Origin of the sequence: Natrinema caseinilyticum (assembly GCF_024227435.1) — an archaeon.
GTDB classification, from domain to species: Archaea; Halobacteriota; Halobacteria; order Halobacteriales; family Natrialbaceae; genus Natrinema; species Natrinema caseinilyticum.
Genome location: NZ_CP100445.1, coordinates 2,311,486 through 2,334,839, shown reverse-complemented (window position 1 = coordinate 2,334,839; position 23,354 = coordinate 2,311,486). Strand labels below are relative to the sequence as shown.

Here is a 23,354-nt window from a genome sequence, read left to right as displayed (position 1 = left end):
CGACCGTCGGCTGCGAGAGTCGGCCGGTGGCTGCCGACCGACGGGCAATCCCTCAGTTCGTCGTCGATCTGGAGTTGTCATCGGGTTCGGGCGGTGGCTCGGCCCCCTCGATAGCCTCGGCGGCGTCCGTGTCTTTCTCGACCTCGACGTGCCAGCGGTCGATATCGTCCTCGTATTCGGCCAACAGGTCGGAGACGTCATCTTTGAGTTCGTCGTCGTTGACGTTGACTTCGAAGACGAACTGCTCGCTGGTTCCGCCGTTTCGCGTCGACTGCTGTACGTTTGCGCTGACGAGTTCGTTGTCGAAGTAGTAGGGTGCGAGCTGCGTCATCACGTTCTGATAGACCGTGTCTTCGACGCGGCGCAGGGCCTTGCGCCCCGCCGAGTCGGCCGCTCGCGCGACGTAGTCGATCGACTCCTTCCAGTTGCCGACCGCGGCCTCCGCGTCGTCGTCCTCGAGTTTCTCGTAGGACTCGGACAGCTTTTCACCGGCCGTCTTGATGTCCTCGTCCGGCTCTTTGCCGGCCTTTTCGCCCTTGCCTTCCTCGACACTCGCCTGGTCTGCGGTTTTTTCACTGACGTCGGCATCGAGTGTTTCGTGGGCCTTGGGCCGCCACTCGTCCCACTCCTCGAATGCGCGAACATACTGCGCACCGTCGCCTCGGTCGAGGTCGTGAGCCCCGGCATCTTGCAATGCGCGCGTGATCCGCTCGCCGTGTTCGACGATGTCGCCCCAGTCACCGCGAACCTTGAATCCCGAGATGCTCTCTTCCATTCGGCTGGGCGTGTGGTAGCGTGCGGATCGGTATAAACTTCTCTGCCGTCGCCCGCAGGGACGGCAGGACGATCACGGTCCGGAAGTGAGCGGAGCCGTCACAGACGGGAACGTCACGGACGGTATCGGGCGGAGCCGTCACTGACGGACGCCTGCGGGGACGTATCGCCCGAGAAATCGATGGATCGCGGCGGCCTGGTAGCGGCTGTCCAGTCCGCGACCGTCGCCCTGTCCGCGACCGTACGTAGCCGCCCTGCCGCCTCCCGTCCCGTAGGATGATGGCTGGAGGCCGTGCCCACGTCCACGGGGCGATAGTGGCGGGCCGAATTCGTCCCGGAGCGCGATTCGCCGGTCGATAATACCTCCGTGGCGAGCACGATATCGACCGTCGACTCCCGATCCGGCAGCCGATCTCGAGGCGCGCGACTCCGTTCGCACTGATCGATACTGTGAACTACCCGGCGAGTGGCCATACGAGTATGCCGATCGAAGACCGGGAAAACGCCTATCTCGTTACCCACGCACTGGCGAAGGACACACTCTCGCGGCTTCGCGACGTCGAGACCGAGCAAGTCAGCTTTCGAAAGGGGCTGGTCAAACTCGGCCGGATCTGCGGCTACGAAATCATCGACGGCCGGATGGAAACCGAGTACGTCGAGATCGAAACCCCGCTCGAGAAGACGATGGGCGAGCGCGTCCGCGGGCTCGATAACGTCGTCATCATCAACGTCTTGCGCGCCGCGACGCCGTTCGTCGAGGGACTGTTGAAGGCGTTTCCCCGGGCTCGTCAGGGCGTCATCAGTGCGAGCCGGGACGAGGAGGCGGGTCGCGACGAAGACGGGTCGTTTCCCATCACCGTCGACTACGTGAAACTGCCCGAGATACACGAGGAGGACACCGTCATCGTCGCCGATCCCATGCTCGCGACGGGGAGTACGATGTGTACCGTCCTCGAGCACGTCGTCGAGACCGCCACGCAGCCGGAGAATCTGATCGTTCTCTCGGCGTTGTCGGCGCCGGAGGGGCTGCTCCGGGTCGGCGAGTCGTGTCCCGAGGCGGATCTGCTGACGGTGTCGATCGACGACCGCCTCGACGACGACGGCTTCATCGTCCCGGGCCTCGGAGACGCTGGCGACCGAGCGTTCCGGACGACGTAAGGTCCGATCGTTCGCGCCGTCCGACGTCTGCGTCCGCCGCCGGCGGCTGTGGTGGCGTCCCCTCGAGTCTCGGGCGCCGACGGACTTTTGCGGGTTCCCTGGAAACGGCTCCCATGGGATATTCAGTCATCGACCCGGAGGATAGAGAGCCCGTCGCCGATCGACCCTGCGATCTCCGCCGATTGAGCGAGGCTGCCGGGCTGGATAGCGTTGCGATCAACCGGTTCGTCGCGGAACCGGGCGAACAGCTGCCGCTCGCCTACCACTATCACGAGACCCAGGAGGAGGCGTTCGTCGTCTGCTCGGGAACGTTGCACGTCGAGACTCCGGACGGCGAATTCGAGGTGGCGGAGGGGTCGATGTTCGCGGCCTCGCCGGAAGCGCCCCACCGAGCGTACAATCCCGCCGACGCCGCCGATTCCGTTTCCGTCATCGCGATCGGTGCCCCGCCGGTCGACGGCGACGCGGTTCCGTACGAGACCGACGAGTGACCGCGAGGGCCGCGAACGAGGCCGTCATCGCTCGCGCGATTCGGAAGTCGGAGAGCCGCTCCATCGCGTCGTTTGCGGCGCCGCTACCGGTCAGCTCCGCACGTGTCGAGCCCCACAAGTGCGTTTATCGGGCACCGCTGGATGATAGCGGTCGCGAGAAGGTCACTCCCCGCGACGAATGCGAGCGTGCCGACCGTCCGGTCTCGGTTTCGATAGCCGACCAGCAGCAACATCGTCGCGAGGACGGTACGGCCGAGGCGGTCGAATCCGCAGACGTTCCGATCCATATTCGACATACGGGTGACTGCCGTATATCGATAACCCCTGCACCCCCCCCGTTTCCGGTCGAACCTCCCTTCCGTCTGCCGAATTTTCCGAGCGTCGTTCCAGACGAACCGGTCGAATAGTTCGTCCGGCCCCATCCGTGACGATTGTGCCCTGTGTTATTTGCAATCAAACACACTCTATTACGAAAACACGATTGTGCGCTCATGAGTGCCCGTGGGTCGGCGTTTCGACTCGCCTTCGGTGGCTACGTCGGCACGCTCGTCGGCGGTCTCGTGACAGTTCGTGTCGCCTTCACTGACGCGTCCCCCGCAATCGTCGCCGGGGCGGCCGTCACCGGCTTCCTGGGAGGGCTGGTCGTCGGCATCAACGTCGCGAAACGTTATTCCCAGCCCCCGATCCGTATCGGTCGACGTCGTCGCCACGGGACGGTTGTTCTGTTTTCGTCCCTCTCGTTCGGACTGTTCGGTTGCGCCGCAATGCTCGGTTTGTTCGATCCACGAGTCGGCGTCGTCGCACTCACGTTCACGTTCGCCCTCTTGTTCACGGGCTGGGCCGCCGCGGAGCTGGGAGAAACCTGCTACGTGGATTCGATCACTGCCGACGAACCGAGCGCGACGTGGCGGTGGGAACCACAGGGCAGATCGTGGCTGTACGCGATTTTCGTCGTCTGGTGGTTGCTGATGGGAACGGTGTCCGTTTTCTCCGGTGACTGGACGGCTTCGATCGTACGGACGGGATTCGCCACGACGGGGGTCTGTGTCGCCCTCGAGGAGGGGACGTGGCGGATCGAAACGCTGGGCGCGACGCCGGAGATCCGGGTCCACGAGGCGGGAGTCGTCAAACAGTGGCCCTTCAGACGATCGATCGTGCGGTGGGACGAGGTAGACCACGTCCGGCTTCGCGATAACGAACTCGTCCTGGACAGAGGCTTGTTCGACGTGCGGTTCGAGCGCGACGAGGTCGCAGATCTCGAGGCCGTCGCGACGGAGATCGAACGGCGCCTGGAGCGCGTTTCGGCCGACGGTCCCGTGGCACTCCCACGGTAGACGGTTCGTCTCGAGTCGGGTATCGTTCGAACGGGCTACCCGAGGTCGGCCCGGCCGCTCGTCGCGCTTCGGATGCGGTCGCGGAGCGCGTCGCCCTCGGCGACCGGGACGCGAACGTCGAAGGTGACGGTGGCCGCGTAGTCGGCGTCGAACTCGCACCCCTCGCTCTCCAGAATAGAGCGGACGGTGCCCGAGTCGTCGTATTCGACGGTGATCGATACCTGCTCGTGCGGTCGTTCCTCGACGATGCCGGCTCGCTCGACGGCCTCTTTGACGGCTCGAGAGTAGGCCCGAACGAGGCCGCCGATGCCGAGGTTCGTCCCGCCGTAGTAGCGGGTCACGACGACCGCGCAGTTCTCGAGATCCCGCTGGGTGAGGACGTTCAACGCCGGTTTGCCGGCCGAGCCGGAGGGTTCGCCCTCGTCGCTCGCGTACTCGCGCAGGAAGTCACCGTCGGCGTCGGCGCGCACGCGATACGCGGGGACGTTGTGCGTGGCGTCGGCGTACTCGACCCGAACGGCGTCGATGAACTCGTCGGCGGCCGAGACGGAACCGACCGGTCGGACGTGACCGATGAACTGCGAGCCCTGGACGACGAATTCCGCGGTCGCGGGTTCAGCCACGGTACGGTAGGCGCCGCTCACGGCCGGTCACCTCGCGCGTTCCACGCGTCCGGCGCTTCGACGCCGTCCATGGGCGATCGGTACGTCGGGCCCCGAAAAGAGGTCGTCGGTCGCCGGTCGTCGGCGCACCCGTCCCGCTTTTTGCCGCCAGGGAAGCGGGACCGGTGACACAGGCGGTTTCGCTGGGACCCGTACGCTATTGGTATTCCGAGTGTTGAATCCATGTATGGACGGCGAGACCATCGATTCCGAACTCGCGGACGAACTATACAGCGTCTGCCGGACGACGGTGGGCGACGAACTACGCAGTATCACCTACTTCACCGAGGACGACGTCGAGCAACTGTACCTCCGCTCGGACCTCGAGCAGACCGCGGATCTCGTCGGGTTCGCCGACCACGAGCGGCTGGGATTTCACTCGCAGTCGGCCTACCGGAACACGCAACTCGGCGAGTACCAGGCGACGATCCGAATGTTCGACAACGGCTTTCTCTCGCGGGTGATTCGCGGTCCTCACGGCGTCTGGGTGACGACGGATGATATGTCGATCGAGCGGTTCGAAGAACTGACGAGCGCCCTCGCGTCGGTTCTCGACGAGTTCGCGGAGACCGTCGACGTCGACGGTGACGACGAGTCGACCGGCGACGAGTGACCCGCGACGCCCTCACTGGAGTTCGATCTTCCGGACGAACCCGAGATTGCGAATCGCGGTGATCGCCTCGCCCGGCAAGTCCTCGTCCGTAATCAGGTACAACCGCGGTTCGTCGGTAAACTCCGGGTCTTCGCTGATAGTCTGGCGAATCGAGATTCCGTGGTCGGCGAGCGTTCCCGTGATTTCGGCGACGATTCCTTCCCGTTCGGCGTCGTCGACGGCGATCGACAGCACCGTCAGGTCGAGTACGGGAGCCAGATCCATCAGGCTCGGCACTTGCGAGATGTTCTGAAAAATACGGCGCAGTTCGGGATCCTCGAGGATGACGTCGGTGGTCGAGTCGACCACTCGACGGTCGACGCCGATCTCGCGGGCGATCCCGGTGTTCGGAATCTCGATTCCGCCCGAGACGACCCGGCCGTCGTCGTTGACCGAGAATCCCCGCTCTAACAGCAGGCGGATAACGGCCTGCTGGCTCGGCGACCCCTCGAATTTTTCCATGATCTCGTCGAACATTCGGTGTCGGGTCTACGGGCGCCGCGGTATAATGTTCGGTGATATGCCTCGCATCAGCCGCCGATCCGCACCGCTGGACGAGGATCCGATCCGCTCGATTCACGCTCCCGCCAGCGGTGTCGATCCGTTTTCTCGTGGTGTAAGTTGACAGATGATTTTTACGCTCTCCGAGAGAGTCGGTACTATGCGCGAACTCCGGAACTGTGATTTCTGTGGTGCCGACGCTGCCGGTGCGTTCGAGGTCGTTCCGCCCTCGCTCGAGCCGACGGAGGCCGAACAGCGCCGCGTCGTCCTCTGTCCGGATTGTCGGGACCGGCTCGAGGCGCTGATCGAACCGCTGCTCGCTCGAGCGGGCGTCGAGGCCGAGTCTCGCGCCGGCCAGCGCCAGCGCGAGTCGACGGGAAACGGAGGGGTCGAGCGGACGAGATCCGTCGTCGCCACGGCGAACGAATCGACGGAGAAACGTCGTCGACCGTCGCGGTCGAACGCGCCCGTCTCGGATCCGACATCGGCTGTGGAGTCCGAAGCCGAGACTGATCCCGACACCCGCTCGGGGGCGTCCGCCAAATCGGAACGCGAGGACGGAATCACCTTCGAACGAACCGAGCCGACGGCCGGAAACGGCGCGGAAACGGTGGAGGGACGGGAGAACGAGACGGACGAGTCCAGTTCGGGTGATGGTGCGGATTCGAACGCCGAACCGTCGGGTGAGGGGGTCGATGCGGACGAATCGACCGCGGCGGTGGAGCAGTCGAACCGCCCACCGGGTGCCTACAGCAAGGTCATCCGGCTCCTTCGCAACCGCCACTTTCCGATGCAACGAAGCGCCGTCGAGGAGTTGGTGGCGGGGGCCTACGACCTCGAGGGTCAGGAGGTCGAGGCCATCGTTGACCACGCGGTCGAAACCGGGGAGTTCGTCGAGGAGCGAGAGATGCTCGACAGGCCGTAACGGTGCCCGCGTCTCGTTCGTTCCGGGCGCGACGGCACGGACGTCGTCTCCGGGTCGCGTCGGCCGTCAAAGGGTCCCTTTCGTACTCGGCGTTCCCTCTCGCCGCTCGTCGATTCGCGTCGCGTCGTCGAGACATCGCGTGAGCGCCTTGAACAGCGCCTCGACCTCGTGGTGGGCGTTCTCGCCGGCGACCTCGAGGTGGAGCGTCAGGCCGGCGTTCATCGCGAGCGTTTCGCCGAAGTGACGCGCCATGTCGCTCGTGAACTCGCCGATCGACTCCTGGGAGAACCGGCCGTCGAAGTAACAGCGCGGCCGTCCGCTCACATCGACGACCGCGCTCGCGACGGCTTCGTCGAGCGGAACGCGTCGATCAGCGTATCTGACGATCCCCGACCGATCGCCGAGCGCCTCGTCGAACGCTCGCCCGAGGACGATCGCCACGTCCTCGACAGTGTGGTGGTCGTCGATCTCCAGGTCGCCGTCGCACTCGATCTCGAGGTCGAACAGCCCGTGTTTGGCGAACGACGTCAACATGTGGTCGAAGAATCCGATTCCAGTGTCGATCGTCGCCGCACCGTTTCCGTCGACCTCGAGCGTACACTCGATCGACGTCTCGGCCGTCTCGCGCGTGACGGTTGCCGTTCGCTCGCTCATGGCGAATTCATTACGCCCACGGTACAAGGGGGTTCCGTTCGTCGGCGTCGGATCGGTCCGACCGGCGACCGTCGCGACGAGTTCTCCCTCGAGATCGACTGACCAGGAAAACGGACCGAGACAAGGTACTAAAAGGTCTAAACGTTTCTAAACGCGTAAAAAAATATCGTCAGATTGGTGGATCGCGATAAAACGGACCGAAACAACACCAATATTCAGCCCGTTATATGCTCTGTGGGTTGAATGTCGTGATCGAGAAGAGGTGCCCCGACCCGATGTCCAACCCCTCCCCGCTTTCGAACGAATCGATCGCTCCGTCGAGCCCTGAGGCGGAGACCCAACCCGAGCGACGCCACCGTCTCGTCCGTTCGATCAAAGGCCCGACGCAGTTCCTGTCGTTCTGGGTCGCTATCGCGCTGCCGTTCGTCCACCTCCCGCTTCTCGCACAGGGACTCGGCGATCCCGCCGTCACGTTGACGTTTTTCGCCCTGCTGCTGGTCAACGTCTTCGCGCTCTATCTCGGTCACGGGTACAATCGGAGCTAATCGTCTCCACTCGCCGTTCGGGACGAGGGTGCGTTCCGTTCCACTCTGGCCCCGTTCACTCGGTCCGAACTGTTATTCCTCTCGCCGGCTCATTTCGGAACGTGAGATGCCGATTCGTGTCGACTGGCGCTCGAGTTGTAGCCTCACCGGAACCGTCCTGAAGTGGTTCTCCGTCGCGCTAGTAGCTCCGATCGCGCTCGCACTGATCGACGGTGATTCTCCCGGTCCGTTTCTCGTCACGATCGTCGTAACCCTCGTCCTCGCGGCCGGCCTCGAGCGGCTGACCGACGACCGGAAGATCGGTCAGCGCGAAGCGTTCCTGATGGTCGCGTTGACCTGGCTGGGGGTCGCACTGGTCGGTGCGATACCGTTTTTCGTCGCCGGCGAGGGCGTCTTTTCGCGGCCGGTCAATGCCGTTTTCGAGAGTACGAGCGGTGTCACGACGACGGGCGCGACCGTGATCGAAGATTTCGGCGTTCACTCTCGGGCGACCATGCTCTGGCGGGCGATCCTCCAGTGGCTGGGTGGCCTCGGCATTCTGATCGTCGCGATCGGCCTCTTTTCGCACCTGCTGGTCGGCGGCGCCCAGTTGATGGAAACCGAGACGCAAACGCGTGACGTCCACAGACTTCGGCCGCGAATCGGTGAAACGGCACGGCTCATCTGGTGGTTGTACGTCGGGTTGACCGTCCTCACGACGCTCGCTCTCTATCTGCTCCATCTGGTCGGGCTCGCACCCGACATGAGCCTCTACGACGCAGTCGCACACGCGCTGACCAGCATCTCGACGGCCGGCTTCTCCCCCCAACCCGACAGCATCGGCGCGTTTTCACCGGCGGTGCAGTGGACGTTGATCCCCGTCATGATCGTCGGTGCGACCAACTTCATCCTCCTCTACTACGTCGTTCAGGGGGAGTATCGACGACCCCTCGAGTCCGCGGAGTTCCGTTTCTACGTCGGTCTTCTCGCGTCGTTCGGGACTCTCGTTGCCATCTTGCTCGTTCTCGACCCGCATCTCGGTCCGGGCCTCGAGGCGACGATCCGCCACAGCCTGTTCAACGTGGTCTCGATGGTGACGACGACGGGCTACGCGTCGACGAACTTCGACCTCTGGTCTCCCGGTGCCAAGCACATGCTGTTCCTGTGTATGTTTACGGGCGGGATGGCCGGTTCGACGACGTGTTCGATCAAGTCGTTGCGATGGCTGGTCATTCTCAAAGCGTTCCGGCGAAACCTGTTCGTGGCAATTCACCCGAATGCCGTTCGTCCGATCCGTCTCGACGACTCGGTGGTCGACGAAGAGACGGTCGGTGACATCTTCACGTACGTCATGCTCGCGATCGTGATCTTCTTCCTCCTGACGGTGGTCATCGTCGCCGACAGCGCTCGAGTCGGTGAACCCGTAAACGAGTTCGACGCGCTGGGTGCGGCCGCGTCGATCTTCCTCAACATCGGGCCGGCGTTCGGCGTGGCCGGCCCGTTCGACAACTACGCCGTCTTCTCGCCGTTTACCCGGACCGTGATGATCGTCATGATGTGGATCGGCCGTATCGAAATCATTCCCGTTCTCGTCTTGCTGACGCCCGAGTTCTGGAAATCGTGACGAGCGACCGTTGGCTCGCAGTCGTTCGTCGGTTCGGTCGCAGATCCGCGCGCCTCCGATCGGGCCGCAAAAGCGGTCACGTTCACCACTTCGAGGGGTACCTACTCGACGGTTTCGGCCGCGTTCTGGGCCTCCTCGAGCGTGAAGTTCCCCTCGTACAGCGCGCTGCCGACGACCACCGCGGTAGCGCCCGCGTCCGCGAGCGCCCGGACGTCTTCGAGCGTCGCGACGCCGCCGCTCGCGATCACGGGGACGTCGGTCGCGGCGACCAGTTCGCGGACGGGATCGGTCGCGACGCCCTCGAGTTGTCCTTCGACGTCGACGTTCGTAAAGAGGATCGCGGCCGCACCGAGGTCCTCGTATCGCTCGGCGGCCTCGACGGGTGAAATCCCCGCACCTTCGGTCCACCCTTCGACGACGACCTCGCCGCCTTTCGCGTCGAGGCTGACGACCACGCTGTCGGGATGGTCGGCGCCGATCTCGGCCACGATGGACGGGTCCTCGACCGCCGCCGTGCCGAGGATGACGCGGTCGACGCCGCGCTCGAGCAGGTCGACGGCGTCGTCCGCGGTGCGGATTCCGCCGCCGAGTTGCGTGGGCACGTCGACGGCGTCGATGACCGCGTCGATGGCGCCCGCGTTCGCTCGGTCGCCCTCGAATGCGCCGTCGAGATCGACCAGGTGAAGCGTTTGCGCCCCGGCGTCGATCCACCGCCTGGCCGCTTCGACGGGGTCGCCGTAGGTCGTTTCGGTGCCGCGCTCGCCCTGGACGAGCTGGACGACCGCGCCGTCTTGAACGTCGACCGCGGGAATCACCTCGAACGACTCGCGTCCGCCCGCCTCCGCGCCTGTCTCTGGGCTCATATCCGTGTGACCGAGGCCGCCGCGAGTAAAGGCGACGGTTTCGCCGGACGACCATCGGCGCCACACAGTTCCCTTTCTCAACAGAATTTTTACATGTGTGGTCGGTGTGTGGCTCCCTATGCTCCCGCCGGCGTGCGCTTTTCTCGCACAGGCGACCGCGACCCGGCCCGAACCGACGACGGACATGGTCGTCGTTTTCGGCGTCGTCGTCCTCGCACTCGTCCTGTTTCTGACGGAGCGCCTGCCGATCGACGTCACCGCGATCCTGTTGATCGTGGTGCTCGTCGTCCTCGAGCCCTGGACGAACGTCGATCCCGCGACCGGCATCTCCGGCTTCGCGAACGAGGCGACGATCACGGTGTTGGCGATGTTGATCCTGAGCGGTGGCATCAGCCGAACGGGACTCGTCCAGGAACTGGGGCGGCGGATGGCCGACTTCGCGGGCGACAGCCTGCGGCGCCAACTGTTCGCGACCGTCGCCGCGACCAGTCCCGTCTCGGGATTCCTGAACAACACGCCGGTCGTCGCGCTGCTGGTCCCGGTCGTCACCGACGTCGCGAATCGGGGGCAAACGTCTCCGTCGAAACTTCTCATCCCGCTCTCGTACGCCTCGCAGATGGGCGGGATGCTCACGCTCATCGGTACCTCGACCAACATCCTCGCGAGCGACGTCAGTGCCCGCCTCGGGTCGCAATACCCCGAACTCCATCGGTTCTCGATGTTCGAGTTCACCGGACTCGGGATTCTCGTCGTCCTCGTCGGGGGCCTCTATCTGATCTTCGTCGGCCACTACCTCCTGCCCGAACGCGTCCCGCCGCGTGCCGACTACCTCGAGGCGTACGACGTGGGCGACTACGTGGCCGACCTCGCCGTGGTACCGGGGTCGCCGATCGCCGGCGGGACGGTACGCGATGCGACGACGGTGCTCGGCTCGGAAGTCGACATCGTTCAGGTGCTCCACGACGGGACGCGGTCGGTCGCCCCCCGCCAGGCGACCGCCCTCAGGGAGGGTGACGTCCTGGTCGTCAGGACGAACCGTGACGCGATCGCGACGCTCGAGGACACGACGGGATTCGAACTCGTCGGCGGCCCCAACGCGGTGGCCACGCTCCCGACGGACGAGGAGACGGGCGTTCTCACGGAACTGGTCGTCTCACTGGATTCCCGCCTGGTCGGCGAGCGCCTCGACCCCGAGCGGTTCCGCGAGGAGTTCAACGCCGCCGTCCTCGGATTACGGAGTCACGGCGAACTCGTCGCCGAGCGCATCGTGGGCAAACGCCTCGACGTCGGCGACACGCTGCTCGTTCAGGCACCGCCAGACACGCTCGATCGACTCGCTCGCCGTAACGACGTGATCGTCGCCCGCGAACCGCCCCGCCCGGAGTACCGCGCGAACAAGGCCCCGATTGCCGTCGCAATCATGATCGGCGTCGTCGGCGTCGCGGCCCTCGAACTCTATCCGATACTGATCGCCGCGCTCGCGGGCGTCGTGGCGATGGTCGTCTCCGGCGTTCTCGAACCCAACGAACTGTACGACGCCGTCGAGTGGGACGTCATCTTCCTGCTCGCGGGCGTGATTCCCCTCGGGATCGCACTCGAGGAGACCGGCGGGGCTGCGTATCTCGCCTGGCTGGTCGTCCAGTCGGCTGGATTCCTGCCGACGATCGTCGTCCTGTGGCTGTTTTACCTCCTGACCGGCTTCCTCACGGAGGTCATCAGCAACAACGCGAGCGTGGTACTCCTGATCCCGGTGGCCGCGGCAGCGGCGAGCGGGATCGGTGCGAACCCGTTCGCGTTCGTCCTGGCCGTGACCTTCGCGGCGAGCACCGCGTTCCTCGGTCCGATCGGCTATCAGACGAACCTGTTCGTCTACGGCCCCGGCGGCTACCGGTTCAGTGACTACTTTCGTATCGGTGCGCCGTTACAACTGATTCTATCGATCGTGACCGTACTCGGCATCGCGTTTTTCTGGGGCATCTGAGGGGTGGATGAACGATGTCTCGCCGGTTGAACCCTCCCCGACGCGATGGCCGACGCCACCAGCGGAGACGGTCCGACCGACTCGAGTCCGACGGCGAGCGACGTCGTCTCGAGGTGTAACGTCGGGATTCGCGAGACGCCCCGCGTCTGGGGCAGGTCTCGGCCTACAGCTTCGGCGGGCCGGCCACGGATCGGCGTCACGTACCGCCTGCTCGTCGAGCGCACGCAGTGGATCAGCCAGCGGCGGTTCCTCCACGCGATGACCGACACGTGACAGCTGTCGAATCTGTTATCGCTCGCTTCCGGACGGATAATCAGCGCTCGAGAGTGCGGGATATCGGTATCAGCCGGCCAACGTATCACGTGGTTCCCCCACTTAGGTTCCCCCACTTATTTGGCCGACAGTAGTGTACCGTCGATCGATGGTCGAAACCGTGCTGTTGGTCGGTGTCGTCGCGTCGGTTTTCGTCGGCTTCAACATCGGCGGTTCGTCGACGGGGATCACGTGGGGTCCGTCCGTCGGCGCCGGGATCGTAACGAAGACCACGGCGGCGGCGGTCATGACGTTCTTCGTCTTCTTCGGGGGCTGGACCGTCGGTCGGAACGTGATGGACACGCTCAGCGAGGGAATCATCACGACGGACCTCACGCTGACTGCCGGCGTCGCGGTCCTCTTTTTCATCGGCCTGGGGATGCTCGTCGCCAACGTTTTCGGCGTCCCGGTCCCGACGTCGATGACGACCGTTGGCGCGATCGCCGGCCTCGGACTGGCGACCGGGACGCTCAACTACGAGACGATCGCAGGGATCATCTCCTGGTGGATCGTGACGCCGATCATCGGCCTCTGGATCGGCGTACTGATCGGCCGCTACATCTATTCGTGGATCAATCGGCGAGTGAAAATCGAGAAGTCCGAGGGACCCTTGTTGCGTCTCGATCGCCGAGGCGCGGTTCCGACGCCGGCGCTCGGTCCGAACACGACCTGGCGGGAACTGGTCACGACGGTCGCCGTCCTCGTCATCGGCTGTTACATGGCGTTCAGCGCCGGCGCGAGCAACGTTCCGAACGCCGCCGCACCGCTGGTCGGGACCGCCAGCGGACTGGACGCCGACACCGCCATCGTCGTCGCCACGCTCGCGATCGGCCTCGGCGGCTTCACGATCGCTCGGCGAACGATGGACTCCGTCGGCGGCGAACTGAGCGACATCCCGCTGCTCGCGGCGCTGTTCGTCATGGTGACCGCGTCCACGATCACGACAGTGCTCTCGTGGGCCGGCATCCCGATCAGCCTCGTGATGGCGACGGTGATGACGATCGTCGGCATCGGCTGGGGCCGGGCAACCCGTCCGATCACGGTCCGCGAGGCGGTCACCCGCGACGTGGAGAACCCCGAGATCGAACTGGGTGCCATCGTCGCCGAGGAGAAAGCGGACGAGACGGCCCCTCAAATCGGCGAACCAGAGCCCGAAGAGGTGCTTCGCGGCGCGGACCTCTTCAACCCTCGCGCGATCATCAAGTACGTCTCCATGTGGATCATCGGCCCGTCGATGTCGACGGTCCTCGCGTACGCCTTCTTCTCGATCCTCCCCGGAGTCGTCTAACGGGAACTTACATCACTGGCCGCCGTATCCCGGCGTATGCTCTCGGACATTTTGGTTCCGATGGACGACTCCGAACACTCCGGCCACGCCCTCGAGTACGCGCTCGAGAACAATCCCGACGCCGAGGTCACCGTCCTCCACGTCGTTGGCGTCCCGTCGATGATGATGGGCGACGCAGTGGGCCTCTCGCTCGAGGACGACCTCGAAGCCGCCGCCGCCGAGCGCGCCGCGGGGGTCTTCGAGCGCGCTCGCGAGATCGCCGACGAACGCGACCGCGAGATCGAAACGATCGTCGGCATCGGGCATCCGGCTCGAAACATCATCGACCGTTCCGAAGCGTACGACGCGGTCATCATCGGCGGTCACGGCGAGGACTGGAGCCGTGCGACGCGCCAGTTCCTGGTCGGAAACGTCGCCGAGACGGTGTCGAAGCGCGCACCGGTTCCGGTGACCATCGTCCGCTGACGTCTCGGCCGCTAGCGCTCCGATTCGTCTTCGACCGACTCCTCGATGATCTCCTCGACTTCCTCCTCTCGAGGGCGGCGGTCGACGCGCTCGTCGACGGATTCGACCTTCGCCTGTACCTCCTCCAGTTGCTCGCCAACCGTCTCCTCGACCGTTTCACCGACCGTCTGGTCCACCGTCTCTTCGACGGTGTCGCTTACGGTTTGCTCGACGGCGTCGCCGACGGTCTCCTCGACCGACTGCTCGACGGTTTCCTGCACGGTCGACGTCATCCAGTCGGGATCGAACCGTGCCATCTTCCAGACGACGTGGAGGATGTACGACGCGAAGACACCCAGCCCGAACGTCAGGCCGACCCGAATATCGAGCGTCGCGATCAGCGCGATCGAGAGAAGGATCAATCCGCCGTACGCGAGGTCGATGACCGCGTCGACGCGCGCCGGTCTCATCGCCAAACAACGTCCGGGCCCGCGGCGATCAGCGCGTGCTTCGACCCCGAGCGAACGCATCCGGGTCTCGGACTGTCGTCCGACCGAACCGTGGGTACGCGTAGCAACATACTGTCCTAACACACGGTTTGACTCGGTGAAATTCTTTGGGATCGCGGGGATGCCGGCGAGCGCCTCCGGGTACGCTCGTCTCGAGGGACTCGAATCGAGTCTGCGCTGGGAGCGCACGTCGGCCGTCGGGACGGACCTCGAGCGAGTTGCCGCTGACGAGTGGCGATCGGTTTACGACTGGCCGACGGCGCGCCAGAACGGCCGCGAATAGTCGTACTTTTACGCTCGGATCGCGTGACTTTCGAACGTGCCGGAAGTACTGCTTATCGTTGGAATCCTCACGGCGATCTTCGTCGGGTACAACATCGGGGGCTCGACCACCGGCCCAGCGTTCGGGCCGGCCGTCGGGGCCAACGTGATCACCAAGGTGATGGCGGCGGGGTTGATGTCGATTTTCTTCTTCATCGGGGCCTACACCATCGGCCCGCAAGTCGTCGACACGCTGGGGACGGAACTCGTCGCAGATACGTCGGTCTTTACACTTCGGACGAACGCCGCCGTCCTGTTCTTTATCGGCGGCGCGCTGTTCGTCGGCAACTACGCCGGCGTTCCCGCCTCGACGTCGATGACCGCCGTCGGGGCCATCGCCGCACTGGGCTTTGCGACCGGCGAACTCAACATGGACGTGCTCGGCGAAATCGTCATCTGGTGGGTCGTCGCACCGATCACCGGCTTCTGGGTCGCCGGCGTGGTCGGACGGTACTTCTATCCGCGGATCAACGCCTGGATCGCCATCGAAGGGAACCGGGACGGACGACCGATGGTCACGGTCGATCGGTCGGGCGTTGCGCCCAGACTCAGATTCGGCGCCGGGGCCACCCGACGGGAGATCACCGGGGCGCTGATCGTCGTCGCAATCGGCTGTCTGATGGGCTTCGCGTCGGGGACGAGCAACATCGCAAACGCGATCGCACCGATATACGGCACCGGCGACGTCGACATGACGACGCTGATCCTGATCGGCTCGGCGGCGGTAGCAGTCGGTTGCTTCACGATAGCGCGTCGAACCCTCGATACGCTCGGGAGCGACATCACGAACTTGCCGTTGACCGCGGCGATCGTCGTCGCGGTCATCAGTTCGGGAATCGTCGTCACCCTCTCGTGGATCGGCATCCCGGCGAGTTTCGTCGTCATCGCGACGATGAGCATCGTCGGCCTGGGCTGGGGGCGAGCGACCCGGACGACGACGCTCTCCGGCGTCCGCGCGGGCGAACAGCCCCCCGTCTCCGTCGGGGCGCTGACCGCCGACGAGGAGGGCGAACAGTCCCCCGAGATCGGCGAGGAGGAACCCGAGGACATCCCGCAGGCGTCGGACCTGTTCGATCCGTCGACGACGGCTCGCGTCATCCTCATGCAAAACGTCGTCCCGGCTCTCTCGACCGTCGGTGCCTACCTCACGTTCCGATTCGTCCCGATATTCGGTTTTTGAGGAATCGCGAGGCTCGACCCGGCTCGAGTCGATGCGGTTTCCGACTCGCGTTCGGTACCTGTCGCGCCCACTGATAGTCCTCTCGACGTTCCGAGACGTCTTTTTCGGCAGGCAAAATGGGGTCCGGTATGGTTTCCGCGGTCCTCGTCGTCGGCGTTATCGGCCCGTCGGCCTCCGCCGGGCTGGCGTACGTGTTCTGTCTCGTCGTGCCGACTTCCCTCGCTTCGCGTCGTTCCGGTCGATTTCTCGCCGGTCCGACCGGGTTCGAACCGTTCGCGCCGTTTTCGACCGTTCCAACTGATTTCGGACCGGTGTGACTCGTTTCGTTCGTCCCTGACCGCCGTTCGATCGGCCCACCGATGCGGACCTGGCCGTGATCGCAGCTGGCCGACCGCGACCCGTCGGTTCGGTGCGATCTGTCGGCTCGTCCTCGCTCATCGGACCCATCGGTTCGTATCAGGCAAAGACCCTGCTCCAGTCACGTGATATTCTTTTTCTCCCCCGTTTGACCGAACATCTTCTAACAAATGCGGCCCTTATTCCCTTGGAAGTTGCCAATTCTGGCTCAAAGACAATTTAGGACTGAACAGCAAGCTATACCAGTGCGGGACACGAACCGGCGAGTGATGCCCACGGTAGAATACCTCAATTACGAAGTACTGGACGATCAGGGTTGGGACATGGACGATGATGATCTCTTCGACGAGGCAGCCGATGCTGGCCTCGACGAGGAGGACTACGGCACGCTCGACGTTGCCGAGGGCGAATACATCCTCGAGGCGGCCGAAGCCCAGGGCTACGACTGGCCGTTCTCGTGTCGCGCAGGTGCCTGTGCGAACTGTGCGGCGATCATCACGGAGGGCGAGATCCAGATGGACATGCAGCAGATCCTCTCGGACGAGGAAGTCGAGGACAAAAACGTCCGTCTGACCTGCATCGGTTCGGCCGAGACGGACGAGGTCAAGATCGTGTACAACGCAAAGCACCTCGACTACCTGCAGAACCGCGTCATTTAATCGCCGCTGTGGCCGCCGGCCACAGACCCATCTTTTGCGGCGTGAACCCGTTTTACGAGCACAGTTCGCTTTCGGAGCTCCCGTCTCGTGGCGGTCGCCCCGCTGACTGCCAGCCGGGAGCCCGTGCGGCCCGGTGCTGTTCGTACGCTTTCACCCGATTACGATCACGATCACGATGATCGGTGGCGGCGCCCTTTCGCTTATCCGCCACGAGTGGCGCCGGCAGGGCGCGGCACGGTCGGCGCGCTGGCGTCGCGCGTGGGTGGTTCATCGGGGCGGGCCGACCGCGGTCTTCGACCGTCGAGCCGCGACGGAGACGTCCACCGGGACGAGGAGGGGGTCGCGAGTGTGTCTGTTGTGGGGCCTCGATACTGAGGGGGCGGATCAGAAAGCATATACGATGACTCTCGCCCATCCTCGACCGTGAGTACGACGGGCACTTCGTGGCTGGTTATCTGGACCGAGGTCTTGCCGTGGCTCTCCGACAGCGTCCACGCCCTCGCGGCTGGCGCAACGGGGTGGCCAGGGTTGAGCTTCGTCTTCGTGTACTCGGTACTGATCGCGTTCGCGCTCCCCGGCCCGAGCGAGGTCGTCCTCGCGACCCCCCTGGACCTCGGCATCCCGACGTGGGCGCACTTCGGTCTCATCATGGGAGTCAGCGCGACGGGGAAAACCGTCGGGAGCCTCGTCGCGTTTCAGGTGGGCCAAGAGGCCAAACAGGCCGGCCCACTCGTGCGCTGGCTGCGACGCTCGCGCGTCGACGTCCTCGCGTGGACGGAACGCCGCACGTTCACGCTGGCGCGGCGCTACGGGTATGGCGGCCTGGCGCTCGCGCTGTGCGTCCCGTTTTTCCCCGATACGCTGTCGATCTACGCGTTCGCCGTCCTCGAAGAGGATCACCTGAAGTTCGCCGCCGCGACGTTCCTCGGGAGCCTCGGGCGCCTGATCGTGACGCTCGGACTCGTCGGAGGCGCCGCCACGTTCGTTTGACGACGTCTTGTGACCGTGACACTTCGTGTGATGACTGTTCGAGGAGGGAATCGTGTCCACAGAAGGAGCGAACCGGAACGAGAGGACGGAGCTACGGCTGTTCTGGACCGAACACCGTCCGGCTGAGAGCGCTCGTACAGATTCACTCGACCAGATCGCACCCGACTCAGACCAGCGCTCTCGCTCCGGTTCCCACACCGATTGGGAAGCACCGAATTTACATCGGATAAATATGATTTTTGAGAGGCCTGTGCCAATCGTCACTTTCTCAGTCTCGGCGGCGGTACCTCGAGGGGCCAGATATGGATGATTGGCCGATTCCCTCCGTGAGTCTGCGATGTCACTGAAACAGTCCGTGGGAGGCCGTTTCTACGCTTCTCTCGGCAGTGGCTCCGCTGTTCGCACACAATTCTCGCGTGAACTATCTGACCGGTTCAAGAGCGATTCTGTCATCCTCGGTAGATGTCGTCTCGTGTGAGGTGGCAGATACGTCGAGGGGAGACCACGGAACCGATGGCGGACGCTCCGTTCTGAGTGATCAGATCCCTTCGACACTCTAGACGAGTGCCGGTCATCGGCACGTGTGATACGATGGATACGAGTACGAAAAACCGATTTCCCAGGCGGATTGCAGTCGGATTGATCTCCCTGCTCGTGCTAACGGGTATGATCGCCGGCAGCGTCGCAATGACGGCAGCAGCCGACGACTCGGCCGTGCAAGAGCCGGAACAAGAGTACAACTCGATCGACGAGGGTGAGGATACCGTACAACAATTCACCCAGCTGATCGAACAGAATCTTGATAGATCGCGAAACAACGTTGGAGACAACTCACAGGAAGCTCAATCGATACAAGAGAGTATACAGGGTATCGACCAGTCCGTCACCACTTCCAGTGAGGACGGTACTGGAATCGTTGGTGTCGGCGGTGACGCGGAGAGTGACGCCACCGAGACCGACCAGCGTGCGTCACAGGAGAGCGGCCAGGACAGCAATCAGCTCCAGCAGGTACAGTTCGGCAGCAACAACGACCAAACTGCGGAGAACGCACAGGCCGCCGACCAGCACGTCGACCAGAACGTCGAGAGTTCAGCCGATGGTGGTGACGCCATCTTTGGTGTCGGCGGTAACGCGGAGAGTGACGCCACCGAGACCGATCAGCGTGCGTCACAGGCGAGCAGCCAGTTCAGCGAACAGCGCCAGTTTGCACAGTTCGGTAGCGACAACGACCAAACTGTCGAGAGTGAACAGACCGCCGGCCAGCACGTCGACCAGAACGTCGCCAGTTCGGCCGACGGTGGTGACGCCATCTTTGGCGTCGGCGGTGACGCAGAGAGTGACGCTACCGAGAACGACCAGAGTACGTCGCAGGTGAGCAGCCAGGATAGCAGATTCGATCCAAGTCAGACCGCACAAGGTGACAACAACGACCAAACCGCCGAGAACGCACAGGCCGCCGACCAGCACGTCGATCAGAGCGTCGAGAGTTCAGCCGACGGTGGTGACGCCGTCTTTGGCGTCGGCGGTGACGCGGAGAGTGACGCCACCGAGAACGACCAGCGTGCGTCACAGGCGAGCAGCCAGGACAGCGATCAGCGCCAATTTGCCCAGTTCGATAACAACGACCAAACCGCCGAGAACGCACAGGCCGCCGACCAGAACGTCGACCAGAGCGTCGCCAGTTCGGCCGACGGTGGTGACGCCATCCTGGGTGGTGGCGGCAACGCGGAGAGTAACGCCACCGAGAACGACCAGCGTGCGTCACAGGTGAGCAGCCAGGACAGCGACCAGAGCCAAACTGCGGACGAGAGCAACGGCCAGACTGCCGAGAACGAACAGACCGCCGACCAGCACGTCGATCAGAGTGTCGCCAGTTCGGCCGACGATGGTGACGCCGTCTTTGGCGTCGGCGGTGACGCGGAGAGTGACGCCACCGAGAACGATCAGCGTGCATCACAGGAGAGCGACCAGGACAGCAGTCAGACCCAGGTTGCACAGTTTGGTAGCGGCAACGACCAAACCGCCGAGAGCGAACAGACCGCCGACCAGAACGTCGACCAGGACGTCGAGAGTTCAGCTGAAGGCGAAGACGGGTTCCTCGGTGTTGGTGATGGTGAAGAGAGTAACGCGACCACCAACGAACAGAACGTCGATCAGAGCAGCGGCCAGGATGGCAGCCAGAGCCAGACTGCGATAGGGTTCGACAACGAGCAAAACGCGACGAAGCGTAGTGACATCAGTCAAGACGCTGCACAGCAGGCAGACGACAGCGACAACGATCAGGATATCGGACAGGAAGCCGAAATCGACCAGGATCAGACCCAGACCGCAGACGGTACCGACAACGAGCAAAATTCGTCACAGCACAGTGACATCAACCAAGATGCTGCACAGCAGGCAGACGACAGCAACGAAGAACAGAATATCGGTCAGGAGGCCGAAATCGACCAGAACCATACCCAGACCGTAGACGGTACCGACAACGAGCAGAACGGAGACCAACGCGCTGAAATCGACCAATCCGCATCCCAAGATGGAGACGGCGACACGGAACAGAGCGCAACCATCGATCAATCGCTAGAACAGGTGATCGTGGGTGACGGCATCGAACAAGACTTCAGTCAGGAAGCATCCATCTCGCAGAGCGACGATGCCGCGGACACCCAATCAGAGTCCGAGGATACCCCGTCAGCTTCCGAAGTCGAACAAGACCAGTCCCAGGTTGCCGACGACGACGGAATGAGCCAGTCTCAATCGACGGACGTCACCGCCTCGGAGGGTGACGAGGTCGAGGCCTCACAGACGCAGCATCAAGAAGACGAGGACGGTAACTCACAGACCTCGAGTACGTCAGTGTCTGTCAGCTAGAAACCGAGTAGCGCCGGCGTAGTCGCTCGCTCGGCGTTTTTCGCCTCGAGTGCGTCGAGGCGCTGTGTGTCCCAGCCAGGACGCCTCACCACGGTGTCCGCTGGTCGTAACCGCGCCGTTCGTCGCCGGCTCCAGGCTCCAGTCTGCGGTACGTGCGTGACCGGCTTGGTCGTCTCGTGGAACGTGGCAACGCACGGATGGTATCCGAAGGGGTCTCCGAACTCGCGGACGATCCTCGAGAAGGCAGCGACGATGAGGCGCGTTCGGCTCGGAAGTAGGGACGTGGTGAAACCCTCGAGCGGTGATACGTTTCCACCGTCGTGCTGACTACACAGCGCGAATGTAGCAGTTTCTCCGGGTCACCGGTGGTTGACACGTTACTTCGGCGAAGGCGCAGATTGGCACGGCGACGGTGTCGCTCGTAGCCGAGCGATCACGATCGGGTGGGGAGTGGCGGCCACGTCGGGGCCACTGTCTCCTCGATGAGTCGGGTTTGCGCACGACGTAATCGTTCGGAGACCGAAGACGCAGAGATATCCAACTCTGTGGCAACGTCTTCCAGAGACGCCCGTCGCGGGATATCGAAATGGCCCAGTTCGTAGGCCGTTCGGAGCGCTTCGTGTTGGCGGTCAGTGAGTCCCTCACCCGGCGGTTCACTCTCTCCATCCTGCGTGAGACGGCGCAATCGAAAGCCGGCGTTGTGTTGCCAGAACGACGAGAACTCGGTGAACGCGTCTCGGCTGGCAAACCAGCCGGTTTGGCGCCATCCGTCGTCCCGTACCTCGATCCGTTCGATGATGGCCTCGGCTGTCGCGAGCGCTTTGAGCCCGGTCAGGTCGTCGATCGCGTCTCCGAGTTGTTCTTCGAGGCTCAGCGCCGGCCGTATCTGATACCGGCGCGTGTCCCCGGCCTGGCCGACGAGCGTCCACCTTTCGACGTCACGAGCGGCACCGAGGGCGTGCTCGAGTTCTGTCCTGGACACGCCACTCGCGGTGACCAAAAACAGCGGTCGGTCACCGTGGTTGAACTGCAATTCCAGGATCAGCGTCGCCTCGGGGACGGCCGCCGCAACCCCGGCCAGCGGAAGCGCCTCGCAGTGGATCTCGAATTCGGCGACTAGACCCATACGCTGCCGTCCGTGCGGACGCTAATGGGCGTGCCGAAAGCGCCGGGCACACGATCGAATCGCCGAGACTGAAGTTGAGTCCCGGCGATTCGATCGGCCCCACGTCCGACTACCTGCCCGCAAGCAGCTCACCCTCTCCGACTGCCCCCATTTAAACTGCCGGATTACTGAGAGAACGGCTTAGCCTACCCGTCCGGGTACGGAAAGATACATGCAGGTGACACAGTCCGCAGCTGGCACAGAATTGACCTACGAACGTCGCGGCGACGGTCAGCCGCTGATCCTCCTCCACGGGGGCATGGCTCCGCGGGAGTACTGGAGTGCGGTCGTGCCTCACTTCGACGACTTCGGTGTCGTCCTCCCTCAGCGGCCGGGGTTCGGAACCTGTCTGGACGACCCGGAGACGACGAGCGCCGCCGAGGTGCTGGACCGCGAAACCACCGACGTACAAACGCTCGTCGACGCCGTCGACGGCGACCCGATCCTGTTCGGCCACTCGTTTGGCGCGCTGACTGCACTCGAGACTGCGACGGACGCAGCGGTCGAGGCTGTCCTCGTCTACGAACCGGCAATCCTTCCCGACGGCTTCCGGGAGCAGGCCGACCTTGCCGACCGCATGGAGAAGCTCATCGCGGATGGACGGCGACGCGAGGCGGTCAAACGGTACGTCGAGACGGTCCTCCATCCCGACGGCATCGACGACCTCGATGCGTGGCTGGCAGCGTGGCCGGTCTGGCCGGATTGCGTCGACCTCGCCGAAGAAGTCGTCCGAATGAACCGCGCCGTCGAGCGATACGAACTCCCTGCCCGTCTCGATGTCGACGCTCCCGTGCTCGTGATGTCCGGTACCGACGGCCCGGACTTCCTTCGGAAGAGCGCCCGCGACGTCCACGAGGCGCTCCCCCACAGCCGTTTCGTGGAGTTCGACGGCGTCAGTCACAGCGGTCCCGGCGAAGCGCCGGCCCGGATCTCGGCGGAAGTCACCGCGTTCCGCGACGGATAATCGGGGATCTGTCCCCGTCTCGGCCGGGAGAACACCTCCGCTGTCCGTATTGCTGTCCTAAACGCACACTGTGCAACACTCACACTCCGTATCGCGCACGGCCGTCCTGACATACTGAGCGCCAGCAGCGCTAGCCCACGAGTAGCAGCGGCGT

General features: G+C 64.0%; 26 protein-coding genes. 18 read left to right on the top strand and 8 right to left on the bottom strand.

The features are described 5' to 3' along the window. Positions 1-52 precede the first annotated feature (52 nt). Positions 53-775: a DUF5828 family protein gene (locus tag NJT13_RS11475; RefSeq protein WP_254521732.1), complete on the bottom strand. Its 723-nt coding sequence runs from the start codon at positions 773-775 to the stop codon at positions 53-55. Positions 776-1,254: 479 nt separating this feature from the next. Between NJT13_RS11475 and upp the strand changes: the two genes are divergently transcribed. Together upp and NJT13_RS11465 are read left to right on the top strand one after the other, a co-directional pair. Next, complete coding sequence (gene upp, locus NJT13_RS11470) at positions 1,255-1,932, top strand: uracil phosphoribosyltransferase (RefSeq protein ID WP_254521731.1); 678 nt, start codon at positions 1,255-1,257, stop codon at positions 1,930-1,932. Between the two features lie 113 nt (positions 1,933-2,045). Continuing rightward, positions 2,046-2,423, top strand: coding sequence for a cupin domain-containing protein (locus tag NJT13_RS11465; protein WP_254521730.1), 378 nt, complete (start codon positions 2,046-2,048; stop codon positions 2,421-2,423). An 83-nt stretch (positions 2,424-2,506) separates the two neighbouring features. Here the strand turns inward: NJT13_RS11465 and NJT13_RS11460 are convergent, their stop codons facing one another. Beyond that, on the bottom strand, positions 2,507-2,710 hold the full coding sequence (locus tag NJT13_RS11460) for a YgaP family membrane protein (protein WP_254521728.1): 204 nt from the start codon (positions 2,708-2,710) through the stop codon (positions 2,507-2,509). A gap of 204 nt (positions 2,711-2,914) precedes the next feature. Here NJT13_RS11460 and NJT13_RS11455 point away from each other — a divergent pair, with 204 nt between their 5' ends. After that, entirely contained in the window at positions 2,915-3,757 is an 843-nt protein-coding gene (locus NJT13_RS11455; protein WP_254521727.1) for a hypothetical protein, read from the top strand. A 35-nt stretch (positions 3,758-3,792) separates the two neighbouring features. Here the strand turns inward: NJT13_RS11455 and NJT13_RS11450 are convergent, their stop codons facing one another. Further along, positions 3,793-4,401 (bottom strand): IMPACT family protein, encoded by a 609-nt coding sequence (locus tag NJT13_RS11450; RefSeq protein WP_254521726.1) that lies wholly within the window; start codon positions 4,399-4,401, stop codon positions 3,793-3,795. A gap of 205 nt (positions 4,402-4,606) precedes the next feature. Between NJT13_RS11450 and NJT13_RS11445 the strand changes: the two genes are divergently transcribed. Beyond that, positions 4,607-5,032 (top strand): DUF7522 family protein, encoded by a 426-nt coding sequence (locus tag NJT13_RS11445; RefSeq protein ID WP_254521725.1) that lies wholly within the window; start codon positions 4,607-4,609, stop codon positions 5,030-5,032. Between the two features lie 12 nt (positions 5,033-5,044). On the opposite strand, the gene trpY is transcribed toward NJT13_RS11445, so the two are convergent. Then, positions 5,045-5,548 (bottom strand): TrpY family transcription regulator, encoded by a 504-nt coding sequence (gene trpY / locus NJT13_RS11440; RefSeq protein ID WP_254521723.1) that lies wholly within the window; start codon positions 5,546-5,548, stop codon positions 5,045-5,047. Between the two features lie 184 nt (positions 5,549-5,732). Between trpY and NJT13_RS11435 the strand changes: the two genes are divergently transcribed. Next, positions 5,733-6,497: a hypothetical protein gene (locus NJT13_RS11435; RefSeq protein ID WP_254521722.1), complete on the top strand. Its 765-nt coding sequence runs from the start codon at positions 5,733-5,735 to the stop codon at positions 6,495-6,497. Between the two features lie 66 nt (positions 6,498-6,563). On the opposite strand, the gene hisB is transcribed toward NJT13_RS11435, so the two are convergent. Further along, positions 6,564-7,151, bottom strand: coding sequence for an imidazoleglycerol-phosphate dehydratase HisB (gene hisB / locus NJT13_RS11430; RefSeq protein ID WP_254521721.1), 588 nt, complete (start codon positions 7,149-7,151; stop codon positions 6,564-6,566). A gap of 275 nt (positions 7,152-7,426) precedes the next feature. Between hisB and NJT13_RS11425 the strand changes: the two genes are divergently transcribed. Beyond that, positions 7,427-7,696: a DUF8028 family protein gene (locus NJT13_RS11425; RefSeq protein ID WP_254521720.1), complete on the top strand. Its 270-nt coding sequence runs from the start codon at positions 7,427-7,429 to the stop codon at positions 7,694-7,696. A gap of 106 nt (positions 7,697-7,802) precedes the next feature. Then, on the top strand, positions 7,803-9,299 hold the full coding sequence (locus NJT13_RS11420) for a TrkH family potassium uptake protein (RefSeq protein ID WP_254521719.1): 1,497 nt from the start codon (positions 7,803-7,805) through the stop codon (positions 9,297-9,299). Between the two features lie 101 nt (positions 9,300-9,400). On the opposite strand, the gene hisA is transcribed toward NJT13_RS11420, so the two are convergent. After that, positions 9,401-10,162 (bottom strand): 1-(5-phosphoribosyl)-5-[(5-phosphoribosylamino)methylideneamino]imidazole-4-carboxamide isomerase, encoded by a 762-nt coding sequence (gene hisA, locus NJT13_RS11415; protein ID WP_254521718.1) that lies wholly within the window; start codon positions 10,160-10,162, stop codon positions 9,401-9,403. 118 nt (positions 10,163-10,280) lie between these two features. On the opposite strand from hisA, the gene NJT13_RS11410 reads away from it, so the two are divergent. The 4 genes from NJT13_RS11410 (at position 10,281) to NJT13_RS11395 (ending at position 14,208) form a co-directional block, all read left to right on the top strand. Next, positions 10,281-12,143 carry an SLC13 family permease gene (locus tag NJT13_RS11410; RefSeq protein WP_254521716.1) on the top strand — a complete coding sequence of 621 codons (1,863 nt, stop codon included), beginning with the start codon at positions 10,281-10,283 and terminating at the stop codon, positions 12,141-12,143. 45 nt (positions 12,144-12,188) lie between these two features. Continuing rightward, positions 12,189-12,416, top strand: coding sequence for a hypothetical protein (locus NJT13_RS11405; RefSeq protein WP_254521715.1), 228 nt, complete (start codon positions 12,189-12,191; stop codon positions 12,414-12,416). A 148-nt stretch (positions 12,417-12,564) separates the two neighbouring features. Next, positions 12,565-13,743 carry an inorganic phosphate transporter gene (locus NJT13_RS11400; RefSeq protein WP_254521714.1) on the top strand — a complete coding sequence of 393 codons (1,179 nt, stop codon included), beginning with the start codon at positions 12,565-12,567 and terminating at the stop codon, positions 13,741-13,743. Between the two features lie 36 nt (positions 13,744-13,779). Next, positions 13,780-14,208 carry a universal stress protein gene (locus NJT13_RS11395; protein ID WP_254521713.1) on the top strand — a complete coding sequence of 143 codons (429 nt, stop codon included), beginning with the start codon at positions 13,780-13,782 and terminating at the stop codon, positions 14,206-14,208. Between the two features lie 11 nt (positions 14,209-14,219). On the opposite strand, the gene NJT13_RS11390 is transcribed toward NJT13_RS11395, so the two are convergent. Beyond that, complete coding sequence (locus NJT13_RS11390) at positions 14,220-14,657, bottom strand: hypothetical protein (RefSeq protein ID WP_254521711.1); 438 nt, start codon at positions 14,655-14,657, stop codon at positions 14,220-14,222. Between the two features lie 136 nt (positions 14,658-14,793). On the opposite strand from NJT13_RS11390, the gene NJT13_RS11385 reads away from it, so the two are divergent. The 6 genes from NJT13_RS11385 (at position 14,794) to NJT13_RS11360 (ending at position 21,071) form a co-directional block, all read left to right on the top strand. Continuing rightward, on the top strand, positions 14,794-14,979 hold the full coding sequence (locus NJT13_RS11385) for a hypothetical protein (protein WP_254521710.1): 186 nt from the start codon (positions 14,794-14,796) through the stop codon (positions 14,977-14,979). Positions 14,980-15,015: 36 nt separating this feature from the next. Next, positions 15,016-16,197 (top strand): inorganic phosphate transporter, encoded by a 1,182-nt coding sequence (locus NJT13_RS11380; protein WP_254521709.1) that lies wholly within the window; start codon positions 15,016-15,018, stop codon positions 16,195-16,197. Positions 16,198-16,325: 128 nt separating this feature from the next. After that, positions 16,326-16,514, top strand: a complete 189-nt coding sequence (locus tag NJT13_RS11375; RefSeq protein ID WP_254521708.1) for a hypothetical protein — start codon at positions 16,326-16,328, stop codon at positions 16,512-16,514. 309 nt (positions 16,515-16,823) lie between these two features. After that, positions 16,824-17,213 (top strand): ferredoxin Fer, encoded by a 390-nt coding sequence (gene fer / locus NJT13_RS11370; RefSeq protein WP_254521707.1) that lies wholly within the window; start codon positions 16,824-16,826, stop codon positions 17,211-17,213. Positions 17,214-17,660: 447 nt separating this feature from the next. Beyond that, on the top strand, positions 17,661-18,203 hold the full coding sequence (locus NJT13_RS11365; RefSeq protein ID WP_425499812.1) for a YqaA family protein: 543 nt from the start codon (positions 17,661-17,663) through the stop codon (positions 18,201-18,203). 591 nt (positions 18,204-18,794) lie between these two features. Continuing rightward, a complete protein-coding gene (locus NJT13_RS11360) occupies positions 18,795-21,071 on the top strand; it encodes a midas domain-containing protein (protein ID WP_254521706.1) in 2,277 nt (758 codons plus the stop codon). Positions 21,072-21,504: 433 nt separating this feature from the next. Here NJT13_RS11360 and NJT13_RS11355 read toward each other — a convergent pair whose 3' ends face one another. After that, the gene (locus NJT13_RS11355; RefSeq protein ID WP_254521705.1) at positions 21,505-22,197 is read right to left on the bottom strand and encodes a helix-turn-helix domain-containing protein; all 693 of its coding nucleotides are present in this window, start codon (positions 22,195-22,197) and stop codon (positions 21,505-21,507) included. A 211-nt stretch (positions 22,198-22,408) separates the two neighbouring features. On the opposite strand from NJT13_RS11355, the gene NJT13_RS11350 reads away from it, so the two are divergent. Then, the gene (locus NJT13_RS11350) at positions 22,409-23,200 is read left to right on the top strand and encodes an alpha/beta fold hydrolase (RefSeq protein ID WP_254521704.1); all 792 of its coding nucleotides are present in this window, start codon (positions 22,409-22,411) and stop codon (positions 23,198-23,200) included. Positions 23,201-23,354: the final 154 nt, after the last annotated feature.